Consider the following 11,582-nt stretch of genomic DNA (forward strand, 5'->3'; position numbering starts at 1 on the left):
GCGGCGTGCACCGTGGCGGGCACGAGAGCTTCGACATCTCGGCCGACCTGCAGGAGCTGGCGCGCACGCCGGTCGCCGTGGTCTGCGCGGGCGCCAAGTCCATCCTCGACCTGGGCCTGACGCTGGAATACCTGGAGACGCACGGCGTGCCGGTGCTGAGCGTCGGCCAGGACAACTTCGCCGCCTTCTTCACGCCGGACAGCGGCTTGAAGGCCGACTTCCGCATGGACGATGCCGAAGCCCAAGCGCGCTTCATCCGCGCGAAGTGGGCGTTAGGGCTGTCGGGCGGCGTGGTGGTGAGCAACCCGGTGCCGGCCGCTGACGCGATGCCGCGCGAGCAGATCGACGCCATCACCGTGCAAGCCCTGGCCGAGGCTGAGGCGCAGGGCGTGCAGGGCAAGGCCATCACGCCCTTCCTGCTGGCGCGCATCAAGGCGCTGACGGGTGGCCGCAGCCTGGCCACCAACATCGCGCTGGTGAAGAACAACGCCGTGGCGGGCGCCCGGCTTGCCCTGGCTCTGCACAGCCAGGATCAAAAGACAAGAAACGCCTGAGCCAGCAACCTGCGAGCAAAACTGGCCGGGTAAGCTGCCCGGCCATTTCGGTCAACCCGCTTTACCTTTCGGCAGGCTTGCATGCGCGCGACCTTTCCCTTGATCTTGTGCGCCTTGCTGGTCACCTGCCTGGCCGGCTGCGGGCGCAAAAACGATGCCGGCGGCGCGTCGGCCCCGGGCGGTGCGGCGAGCGCGCCGCAAGCGCAGAACGTCAGCGTCATGCAGGTGGGTCAGGCCGACGTGCCCATCACCGTCGAGGCCAGCGGCACCGTCACCGCGCTGCAGAGCGTGGATCTGCGCGCGCAGACGACCTCGATCGTGGCGCAGGTGCTCGTCAAGGACGGCCAGAACGTGAAGAAGGGCGAGCTGCTGTTTCGCTTCGACGACCGGGGCGACCGCGCCGGCCTGGAAAAGGCGCGCGCCCAACTGGCCCGCGACCGTGCCAGCCTGAGCGACCTGGAGCGCCAGCTCAACCGCGCCAAGGAGCTGAAGGGCCAGAACTTCATCGCCCAGAGCGCCGTCGACACGGCGCAGGCGAATTTCGACGCTGGCCAGGCGCTGATCCGCAGTGACGAAGCGGCCGTGCAGGCCACGCAGGTCACGCTCGGCTTCAACGAGCTGCGCGCGCCCATCAGCGGCCGCGTCGGCATCGTCAGCGTCTACGCCGGCAGCCTGGTGCAGGCCAACGCCACGGCACTGCCGCTGGTCAACATCGCCCAGCTCGATCCCATCGCCATCAGCTTCGCCGTGCCGGAGAGCCAGCTCGGCGCGCTGCTCAGCGCCACACGCGCCGGTGAGCTGGACGTGGAGGCCCTGCCGCCGCCGGGCTCGGCGCCGGGTGCGGTCGCCATCAAGGGCCGCGTCACGGCGGTGGACAACCTCGTCGACACGAGCACCGGCACTATCAAGGTCAAGGCCGAGTTCGACAACAAGGCCCAGGCGCTGTGGCCGGGCCAGTACCTGCGCGTGCGCGTCACGCTGCGCACGCTCAAGGGCGTGACGGTGGTGCCGCAGGCGGCCATCATCATGCGCGGCACCGAGCACTCGGTCTACGTCGTCGGGCCCGACAACACCGCCAAGCTGGTGCCCGTGCAACTGCGCTTTAGCCTGGGCGAGCAGGCCGTGGTGGACGGCCTGGACGCGACGGCCCGGGTCGTCATGGACGGCAAGCAGAACCTGCGGCCCGGCACGCCGCTGCGGATTCAGGGGCCGGCTTCCGGCGCGTCCCGGCCCGCGTCGGGTACCGGCAAATGAGGTTGACTGAGGTTTTCATCCGGCGGCCGGTCATGACCGTGCTGCTGAACCTGTCGCTCGTCATCGCCGGCCTGGCCGCCTGGAGCCGCATCCCGGTGGCCGCGCTGCCGTCGTACAACACGCCCATCATCAACGTCAGCGCCACGCTGCCGGGTGCGTCGCCGGAGACGATGGCGTCGTCCGTGGCGCTGCCGCTGGAGAAACAGTTCTCAACCATCGCCGGCCTGCAGACCATCTCGTCGACCAGCACGCTGGGCAGCACCTCGCTGACGCTGGAATTCGACCCGTCCCGCAACATCGACGTGGCCGCCGTGGACGTGCAGGCCGCGCTGTTCCGCGCGCTGCGGGCGCTGCCGACGGAGATGACGTCGCCGCCTAACTACCGCAAGGTCAACCCGGCCGACGCGCCGGTGCTGCTGGTGGCGCTGACGTCACCGTCCATGGACCTGACGGAGCTGAACGACTACGCCGAGAACCTGCTCTCGCCGGGCCTGTCCACCATCGACGGCGTGGCCCAGGTGTCCATCTACGGCCAGAAGCGCTACGCGGTGCGCATCAAGGTCAGCACCGACCTGCTGAACCAGCGCAACATCACGCTGGACGAACTGCAGGCGGCGGTGAAGGCGGCCAACGCCAACACGCCCGTCGGCGTGCTGGACGGCTCGCGCCAGACGCTGACCATCCAGGCCAACAAGCAGTTGCGCAACGCGACCGAGTTCGGCCGCATCGTCGTCGCCTCGCGCAACGGCGCGCCGGTGCTGCTGCGCGACGTGGCCGAGGTGCAGGACAGCGTCGAGACCAGCAAGACCTACTCCACCTACCAGGGCGAACGCTCCATCGTGCTGGCCATCCAGCGCCAGCCCGATGCCAACACCGTGCAGGTGGTGGACAAGGTCAAGGCGCTGCTGCCGCGCTATGCCGAGCAGATGCCGGCGTCCATCAAGATGTCGACGCTGAACGACCGCTCGGTGTCCATCCGCGAGTCGCTGCACGACGTCTACCTGACGCTGGCGCTGACGGTGGGCCTGGTGGTGCTGGTCATCTTCATCTTCCTGCGCCGCGCGGTGGCCACGCTGATCCCGACGGCCTCGCTGCCGATCTCGCTGATCGGCGCGCTCACACTCCTGTTCGCGCTCGGCTATTCGCTGGACAACATCTCGCTGCTGGGCATCACGTTGGCCGTGGGCCTGGTGGTGGACGACGCCATCGTCATGCTGGAGAACATCGTCCGCCACGTCGAGGACGGCATGAAGCCCTTCGACGCGGCAGTGCGCGGCGCGCGCGAGATGGCCTTCACCATCCTGTCCATCTCGGTGTCGCTGGTGGCGGTGCTGATCCCGATCTTCTTCATGCCCGGCGTCATCGGCTTGCTGTTCCACGAGTTCGCCGTCGTGGTGGGCCTGGCCATCGTTGTCTCGGCCCTCGTGTCGCTGACGCTGGTGCCCATGCTGTGCAGCCGCCTGCTCAAGGCCGACGAGCACCATGAAGACGGGCCCATGGGCCGCCTCTTCGAGCGCGCCTTCACGGCCACGCTGAACGGCTACACGCGCACGCTGGACCTGGCGCTGCGCCACCGCCCCTGGGTGCTGGGCGTGGCGGCCCTGAGCTTCGTCGCGACGGTGTGGTGTTACGCGACCATTCCCAAGGGCTTCTTCCCGGAAGAGGACATCGGCCAGATCCGGGCCAGCACCGAGTCCGCCGAGGACACGTCCTTCGCCGCCATGATCTTGTTGCAGGACCGCGTGGCCGCCATCGTGCGCAACGACCCCAACGTCGCGGCCCTCAGCTCCGCCGTGGGCGGCGGCGGCTCCAACGCCGCCGGCAACATCGGCCGCATGTTCATCAACCTCAAGCCCCGCGGCGAGCGCGAGCCCATGACCAAGGTGCTCGAAGGCCTGCGCAAGCAGCTGCGCGCCGTACCGGGCATCCAGGTCTATCTGAGCCCGGTGCAGAACCTGCAACTGGGCGGGCGCCAGAGCAAGAGCCGCTACCAGTACTCGCTGCAGTCGGTGTCGGCCGGCGAGCTGAACACCTGGGCCACCAAGCTGCAGGAGAAGCTGCGCACCGACGCGCGCTTCCGCGACATCACCAGCGACTCCCAGCTGCGTGGCCTGCAGGCCAGCCTCGTCATCGACCGCGAGCGCGCCGCCATCCTGGGCGTGCAGATGCAGGACCTGCGCAACGCGCTCTACGGCGCCTTTGGTGAGCGCCAGGTCTCCAGCATCTATGCCGAGAGCAACACCTACCAGGTCATCATGGAAGCGGGCGATGACGACCGCAGCAGCGAGACCGCCTTCGACAAGATCTACCTGCGCGGCAAGGACGGCGCGCAGGTGCCGCTGACGGCCTTTGCCACCGTGCAGCGCACGCTGGGCCCCACGTCGGTCAATCACCAGGGCCAGCTGCAGGCCATCACCATCAGCTTCAACCTCGCGCCGAACGTGCCGCTGGGCGATGCGACGAAACAGATCGCAGCCTTCACGCAGGAGATCAAGCTGCCGGCCAGCGTCATCACCAGCTACGGCGGCGACGCGGCCGTGTTCCAGGACGCGCAAGGCGGCCAGCTGCTGCTGATCGGCCTGGCCGTGGCCGTCATCTACGTGCTGCTGGGCGTGCTCTACGAGAGCTACATCCACCCACTGACCATCCTGGCCGGGTTGCCGTCGGCCGCCGTGGGCGCATTGATCACGCTGCAGCTCTTCGGCATGGAGCTGACCATCATTGCCACCATCGGCATCGTCATGCTGATCGGCATCGTCAAGAAGAACGCGATCATGATGATCGACTTCGCGCTGGACGTGCAGCGCAGCCAGGGCCTGGCCCCGGCCGACGCCATCCGGCAGGCGGCCATCCTGCGCTTTCGGCCCATCATGATGACGACGCTGGCCGCGCTGATGGGCGCGCTGCCGATTGCACTGGGCCTGGGTGCCGGTGCCGAGCTGCGCCAGCCGCTGGGCCTGGCCGTGGTGGGCGGGCTGATCCTGTCGCAGGCCGTGACGCTCTACATCACGCCGGTCATCTACCTGGCGCTGGACCGCTTCAGCGGCAAGGGGCCAGATGTGCGCGAGGTGGCGGAGTTCGGCAGCAAGGCTTGACGGACGCGGCCTGGCTCAGTTGGAGTTGTCGCCCCGTTCCTGCCGCAGCCACTGGCGCCCTTTGGTCGTCAGCCGGTAGCGCTGCAGCCGGCTGTTGGGCTGGTCGGGCAGCGTCATCTCCAGATAGCCGTCTGCCAAAGCCGGCAACAGGTAGGTTTGGCGGAAGTGCGGCGCATGCTTCAGCGCCATGGCTTCCTGCAACGCGCTGCGTGCCAACCCGCCGTTGCCAGCCGCCATCAGCAACCTTGCCACCTCCCCAGCGACTTGGTCGGTGACTTGGTCGGTGACTTGGTCGGTGACTTGATCGGCGCCGCCTTTTCTCGCCTTCTTTGCCATTGGGTGGCGCGGTAGCCGAATGGCGAACGAAGCTCGGTCGTCGTCGGTCTCGAACGAAGGGGCTGAGGAGCCGTTGTCGGCCATCACTCTGAGGATCTTCGGGATGCCAGTCGAACGGCCTTCGGTCAAGTCGAGTTCCTTGAGGAATTCGCCAATGCGCCGGTTGCGGTAGCGCCGGCTGACGGCACGGCCCGCTTGCAGGTCGTCCAGGCGGATCGACCGATCCGGACCGGGGACGCTGACGACCACCAGTTCGTCGTCGCTGATGCGCACTTCAATGGGTTCGCGTTCCTCGTAGGACCGGTGATAGACGGCGTTGACGACAGCCTCTTCGACTGCGGCGTAGGGGAAATTCCAGAAGCGCGTGACCTCGGCACGGTCAGCATGCTTGACCACGGTTTCATACAGGTAATTGCGCTGGATGTAGTTCAGGGCCTCGCGCGTCATGCGAGCCAGCGGCCCCTTGAAGATCTTTTCCTCGAAGCGGTCTCCGCCCGCGCCTTCGGGAAACCACACCACGTCGATCTGGGTGTACGGAAAGAACCGTTCCGGCCGCTCATTGAAAAACAGCAGTCCGACGTTCTTGGGCCATGGCGATTCGGTCGAACCCCCCGCTACCTCCATCTGCCGCCCCAAGGCCTCGACGGACAAGGAGGCCGCCTCCTCGGCCAGCGCACTACCCACCTCCTGCAGGAAACCTTGCATCAAAGGCATGGACAGGTCGTCGATGCGGGCCGACTGGTTGCAGCGGTCGTCGAAGGGCACTTTCGCGGTCAGGCTCAACAGCTCCTGTTCCACCTCCCCTTTGGCCTCTACGGTGCTGCTGTAGCGCCGTATGTAGTAGCGCCACGCCTTCTTGCTGGCGGTCACCGCTTCGGGGGCCTTGTAGGGCCGTGTCTGCCCTCCCGGGGCCCATAGCACGATCAGTTGTCGGCCCCCGACGGTCTCGACGTGCAGCATCGGGAAGTAGGGCGGCTGGATCAACTGGCAGTGCGCGAGCAACTCGCGTTGGATCTTGTCGAGCTGGTTGTCAGCCAGTCCGACGGGCGGGAATACCGGCTGGCCGCAGGCATCGCAGTCCTGCCCGATCACCACATAGCCGCCGCCGAGATTCTCGAAGTCGTTGGCGAAGGCGCACAAGGTGCGAATGATCGCGTCCGGGTTCCAGCCGGCCTTGTACTCGATACGCTCGCCTTCGACCGTGCGCTGGCGCAGCAGATCATCGAGATTGATGGGCAGCTTGTGGTTTGGAATGGGCATCCTTGGCGTACCGGTGGTGACGGCGTTTAGCTCAACCGGAGTCGCCCCTCGCGGCTTTCGGTCAGCAGCCGCTGCGCCGCGCGCTCGATCATGCCGATGACGACGTCGAAGCCCGCGACCGGGCCGAAGTAGGGGTCGGGGATGTCCTGCCCGGCCAGCTCGGGCACGAAGTCGGTCAGCAACAGGATCCTGGCGTGGTGCTCGGCGGCGGCCTTGGTGCGCAGCGCGTCGACATGTTCGGCCTCCATCACCAGCACCATGTCGTACTCGCCCAAGCTCTCGGGCTGCACGCGGCGCGAGCGCCATTTGCGCTCCAGGCTGTAGTTGTGCCGCGCCAGGGCCGACGCGGCGCGTGCATCCACCGGGCCGCCGCGCGGGTCGGCATGCACGCCGGCAGAGGTGATGGTCTTGAACACATCGCCCAGCTTGGCCTTGAAGATGGCCTCGGCCATCGGCGAGCGGCAGATGTTGGCGGTGCAGACGAGCAGGAGGGAGGCCATGTTCAGACCTTCGCCAGCTCAGCGCGCATGGCCGCGATGACGGCCTTGTAGTCGGGCTTGCCGAAGATGGCCGAGCCGGCAACGAAGGTGTCGGCCCCGGCCGCCGCGATCTCGCGGATGTTGTCGACCTTCACGCCGCCGTCGATCTCCAGGCGGATGTCGCGGCCACTCTTGTCGATGATCTCGCGCGCCCGCTTGAGCTTGTGCAGCGCCATCGGGATGAAGCTCTGGCCACCAAAGCCGGGGTTCACGCTCATCAGCATCACCAGGTCGACCTTGTCGATGACCCACTCCAGCACGTCCAGCGGCGTGGCGGGGTTGAAGACGAGGCCGGCCTGCTTGCCCTCGCCCTTGATGAGCTGCAGCGTGCGGTCCACGTGGGCGCTGGCTTCGGGGTGAAAGCTCACGAGGTCGGCGCCGGCGCGGCAGAAGGCCTGGGCCAGGCTGTCGACCGGTTGCACCATCAGGTGCACGTCCATCAAGGCCGGTGTGCCGTCGGGCTTGACGGCGTGCTGGCGCAACGCCTCGCAGATCATCGGCCCGAAGGTCAGGTTGGGCACGTAATGGTTGTCCATCACGTCGAGGTGGATCCAGTCGGCACCGGCGGCCAGCACGTGCTTCACTTCCTCGCCGAGGCGGGCGAAGTCGGCGGACAGCAGGCTGGGGGCGATGCGGTATTCGGGGGCGGCCATAGCCGCGAATTCTAGGAGGCTGGCCGCTTGAAGCCGTCGCGCGCCCGCTGCGCCTCGGCCCAGTGATGGCAGCCGGGCTGGTGGTCGTTGATGAGGCCCATGGCCTGCATCAGCGCGTGCATGGTCGTCGGGCCGACGAACTTCCAGCCGCGCTTCTTCAGGTCCTTGGACAGCGCCTCGGAAGGCGGCGACGTCGCCAGGTTGTGGGCGATGGAATTCTTCGGCGGCTCGAAGCGCCACAGGTAGGCGGCCAGCGAACCTTCCTCAGCCACCAGCTCCACGCAACGCCCGGCGTTGTGAATGGCGGCCTCGATCTTGCCGCGGTGACGCACGATGCCCGGGTCCGCCAGCAGGCGAGCCACGTCGGCCGTGCCGAAGCGGGCCACCACGTTGTAGTCGAAGCCGGCAAACCCCGCGCGAAAAGCCTCGCGCTTGTTCAGGATGGTCCGCCACGACAGGCCGCTCTGGAAGCCTTCCAGGCATAACTTCTCGAACAGGCGGAAGTCGTCGGCCACCGGCCGGCCCCATTCCTCGTCGTGATAGCGCAGATAGGTCGCATCGCCCGGCGCCCCAGCGCACCAGGCGCAGCGCGGCCGGCCGTCGGGGGGCAGATACAAAGGCTTCATCGGTACTTGTCGGCGATCTGGCGCAGCGTGCCGTCGCGCTCCAGCTTGCGCAGCGCCTGCGTCAGTCGCTCCTCGACGGCCGCCGGCAGGTCGGCACGCAGGGCCAGGTATTGCGGTTCTTCGTGGAAGACGGTGTGACCGATCTTCATCGTGTCGCCCAGCCGGTTCTCGGCAATGTGGTGCCGCAGGTTGATGTCCTGGCCGTAGATCAGGTCGGCCCGGCGCATCGCCAGCATCTGCAGGGCTTCGCGCTCGGAGGCCACCTCGGTGATGGTCACGTCGGCCTGCAGCAGGTGGCGTGCAATGGCTGTGCCGCGCATGACCAGCACGCGCTTGCCCCGGCTGGCGGCGGCCAGTTCGGCCATCGTGTCGAACGGGCGCTCATCGTCGGCGCGCTGCACGACCACATGGCGGATGACATACAGCGGCACCGGCGAATAGCGCCACTGCTTCTCGCGCTCGGGGGACTTCAGCAGGCAGAAAAAGGCGTCCACCTGGCCCTCGGCCAGCAGGCGCTCGACGCGCTTGAGCGGCACCTGCGTCTCCAGCCCCGTGAAGCGCAGGCCGGGCTCCAGCTTCTCGACGGCGCGCAGCACTTCTATGCACAGCCCCGGCTTCAGCGGCGAGCCGGTGGGGTCGTACTTGACGGCCGAACTGGCCTGCTGGACGGTGCGCAGGCTGATCTCCTGTGCAGGCGCAGCCAAGCACAGGAAAGCAGCCAACAATCCGAGCCAGCGTTGCACCGGGATCACGCACCAACATTCATCCAACGAGCATAGCGACAATCACCCCATGCCCAACCCCAGTTTCAGCTGCAGCGTCGCCGTGCAATCCCTGCCCGAGCAAACCCATCTCGAGCAAGGGCTCTACGCCTTCAGCTACACCCTCACCATCGAGAACACCGGCGACGTGCTGGCCCAGCTCATCGGCCGGCATTGGGAGATCACCGACGCGCGCGGCCAGGTGCAGGTCGTCGACGGCCTCGCCGTCGTCGGTCACCAGCCGGTGCTGGCGCCTGGCCAGAGCTTCCAGTACAGCTCGTGGGCCCAGATCAGCACGGCGCAAGGCTCCATGTGCGGTCGCTTCCTCTGCGTGACCGAAGGCTGCGAGATCTTCCACGCCGAGGTTGCCGAATTCCTCTTGGCGGACAGCGCCAGCCTGCATTGATCAAGAAAGCCTGGGACCTCACCGCGCTGCTCAACGCGGCCGACCCGCAGGCCTCGCTGGCCGAGCGCAACCTGTGGCTGGTGCGTCTGCTCGAATGGCTGCGTCACGAGCCGCGTGAGGAGGCGTTGGGTGGCATGGGCACGCCCCGGCCGCTGGTGCGACTCAAGCACCTGCTCAACGTGCTGGAACGCCACCCCGAGCACGCGCAAGCCTTCGCGGGCGTCATCGCCGGCGTGTGGAGCGATGTCGACGCCGTCAGCCTGTTCGCCGAGGTCGGCTTTGCGCCGCGCATGGCGCTGTGGGGCGAGTTCCTCGGCCGTCTGCGCCGCCGCCTGCTGCCGCAGACGACCGACACGCGCGACCTGGCGGCGCTGTTCGAGCTGCTGTTCGGCGACGAGTCCGACGAGGACTGGATCGCCGCCATCGACGACGAACTGCTGCGCCGCCTGAGCCTGCTGTTTGCCGCTGCGCCCGACGATGCCTGGCGTGTCGAGACGCGCGCGGCCATCACCGTGCTCATCAGCCATGTGCACGCCGCCGGGCTTGCCGGGGCCTTGCGCGTGCGCATGGACGAGCTGCTGCTGCAGGACAAGCCCTTCCACCAGCTTCCCGCCGCCTGGGCGGCAGTCGAGCGCGCGCAGGCCGGCCCGGACGGCCTGGACGGCGGCGGCGCCACGTTGGCGTCGGCGATGCAATACCTGCACGCGCTGCTGGACGGCTGCCGCACGGCGGCGCTGACAGTGCCCGCGCACCTCGAAGTGCACGGCGTGTCGGTCGACCTGATGTTCTCGGTGGAGCAGCTCACGGCGCGCCTGGAGCGCATCGAAGCGCTGTTGGCCTGCCTGATGTCGCGGGAGCCGCAGCGCGAGCTGCTGCGCCTCGTGGCCGGCCTGGTGCGCGTGGTGCACGAGCGGCGCAGCTTGCGCACGCTGTTCGCGCGCCACTACTCCCTGCTGGCGCGCAAGGTGGCCGAGCGCAGCGCGGAGAGCGGCGAGCACTACATCACCCGCAACCGCAGCGAGTACCGCGACATGCTGCAGCGCGCGGCGGGAGGCGGCGCCGTGCTGGCCGGTACCACCTTGCTCAAGTTCGGCATCCTGATGCTGGGCTTCACGGCCTTCTGGAGTGGCTTCTGGGCCGGCGTGAGCTACGCGCTCAGCTTCGTCTTCATCCACCTGCTGCACTGGACCGTGGCCACCAAGCAGCCCGCCATGACGGCGCCGGCCATGGCAGACCGGTTGCTCTACATCGACCGCGACGACGGCGTGCTCGGCTTCGTCGACGAAGTGACGCACCTGGTGCGCTCCCAGGTGGCCGGCATCATCGGCAACCTCGCGCTGGTGGCGCCGCTGGTGCTGGCCGTGCAGTTGCTGAGCCGCCTGGCTTTTGGCGTCACGCCGGTGGGCGAGCAGCAGGCGCTCTATGTGCTGCACTCGCTGGACCTGTTCGGCCCGTCGCTGCTGTTCGCGGCGTTCACCGGCACGCTGCTGTTTGCCTCCAGCCTGATTGCCGGCTGGGTGGAGAACTGGTTCGTCTTCTACCGGCTCGACGCCGGCATCGCCTGGAACCCGCGCATCGTCGCCACCTTCGGCCAGGCCCGCGCGCAGGCCTGGGCACGTTGGTGGCGAGCCAACATTTCCGGTATCGCCGCCAACACCAGCCTGGGCCTGATGCTCGGCCTGGTGCCGGCGCTGCTCGGCTTCGTCGGCGTGGGGCTGGACGTGCGCCACGTCACGCTGTCCACGGGCCAGCTGGCAGCCGCCGTCGGTGCGCTCGGCTTTGGCGTGATGGGCACCTGGGCGTTCTGGTCCTGCGTGCTCAGCATCGTCGGCATCGGCGTGCTCAATGTCGGCGTCAGCTTCTTCTGCGCCTTCAAGGTGGCGATGCGCTCGCGCGGCGTCAGATTGGCGGACCGCAAGCGCCTCTACGCTGCCGTTCGCGCGCGGCTGCGGCGCAGGCCCATGAGCTTTCTCATTCCTCCTCGCTAGTGCTCCTTCGCTCGCCCTTCTTGCGGCCCGAGAACATGGTCCACCAGATGATGAAGACAAAGATCAGCAGCGCGCCGAGGGCTTCGAGAACGAGGAGCAGCATGGGGTGG

Annotated in this window: 10 protein-coding genes; 5 read left to right on the forward strand and 5 right to left on the reverse strand. The window is 67.8% G+C overall.

Annotated features, from left to right (window positions below):
• The 3 genes from ABIS05_RS22835 to ABIS05_RS22845 all read left to right on the forward strand — a co-directional run.
• The coding region (locus tag ABIS05_RS22835) for a pseudouridine-5'-phosphate glycosidase (RefSeq protein ID WP_348012143.1) at positions 1-554 on the forward strand (554 nt) is incomplete at its 5' end.
• Positions 555-635: 81 nt separating this feature from the next.
• Positions 636-1,808, forward strand: a complete 1,173-nt coding sequence (locus ABIS05_RS22840) for an efflux RND transporter periplasmic adaptor subunit (protein WP_348012144.1) — start codon at positions 636-638, stop codon at positions 1,806-1,808.
• Positions 1,805-4,903, forward strand: a complete 3,099-nt coding sequence (locus ABIS05_RS22845; protein ID WP_348012145.1) for an efflux RND transporter permease subunit — start codon at positions 1,805-1,807, stop codon at positions 4,901-4,903. The genes ABIS05_RS22840 and ABIS05_RS22845 overlap by 4 nt, the downstream gene beginning before the upstream one ends.
• Positions 4,904-4,918: 15 nt before the next feature.
• On the opposite strand, the gene ABIS05_RS22850 is transcribed toward ABIS05_RS22845, so the two are convergent.
• From ABIS05_RS22850 to ABIS05_RS22870, 5 genes are read right to left on the reverse strand one after another with little or no spacing between them, the layout of a single operon-like run.
• Positions 4,919-6,499 carry a Fic family protein gene (locus tag ABIS05_RS22850; RefSeq protein ID WP_348012146.1) on the reverse strand — a complete coding sequence of 527 codons (1,581 nt, stop codon included), beginning with the start codon at positions 6,497-6,499 and terminating at the stop codon, positions 4,919-4,921.
• Positions 6,500-6,525: 26 nt separating this feature from the next.
• Positions 6,526-6,999: a low molecular weight protein-tyrosine-phosphatase gene (locus tag ABIS05_RS22855; protein ID WP_348012147.1), complete on the reverse strand. Its 474-nt coding sequence runs from the start codon at positions 6,997-6,999 to the stop codon at positions 6,526-6,528.
• Positions 7,000-7,001: 2 nt separating this feature from the next.
• Positions 7,002-7,691: a ribulose-phosphate 3-epimerase gene (rpe, locus tag ABIS05_RS22860; protein ID WP_348012148.1), complete on the reverse strand. Its 690-nt coding sequence runs from the start codon at positions 7,689-7,691 to the stop codon at positions 7,002-7,004.
• A gap of 11 nt (positions 7,692-7,702) precedes the next feature.
• Entirely contained in the window at positions 7,703-8,317 is a 615-nt protein-coding gene (locus ABIS05_RS22865) for a DNA-3-methyladenine glycosylase I (protein ID WP_348012149.1), read from the reverse strand.
• Positions 8,314-9,021 (reverse strand): transporter substrate-binding domain-containing protein, encoded by a 708-nt coding sequence (locus ABIS05_RS22870; RefSeq protein ID WP_348063340.1) that lies wholly within the window; start codon positions 9,019-9,021, stop codon positions 8,314-8,316. The genes ABIS05_RS22865 and ABIS05_RS22870 overlap by 4 nt, the downstream gene beginning before the upstream one ends.
• 88 nt (positions 9,022-9,109) lie before the next feature.
• Here ABIS05_RS22870 and apaG point away from each other — a divergent pair, with 88 nt between their 5' ends.
• Together apaG and ABIS05_RS22880 are read left to right on the forward strand one after the other, a co-directional pair.
• On the forward strand, positions 9,110-9,484 hold the full coding sequence (gene apaG, locus ABIS05_RS22875) for a Co2+/Mg2+ efflux protein ApaG (RefSeq protein WP_348012151.1): 375 nt from the start codon (positions 9,110-9,112) through the stop codon (positions 9,482-9,484).
• A complete protein-coding gene (locus ABIS05_RS22880) occupies positions 9,481-11,472 on the forward strand; it encodes a site-specific recombinase (protein WP_348012152.1) in 1,992 nt (663 codons plus the stop codon). Before apaG ends, ABIS05_RS22880 begins: the two co-directional genes overlap by 4 nt.
• Positions 11,473-11,582 lie beyond the last annotated feature (110 nt).

It is taken from the genome of Roseateles sp., assembly GCF_039929605.1.
In the GTDB taxonomy this organism is placed as follows: domain Bacteria; phylum Pseudomonadota; class Gammaproteobacteria; order Burkholderiales; family Burkholderiaceae_C; genus Pelomonas.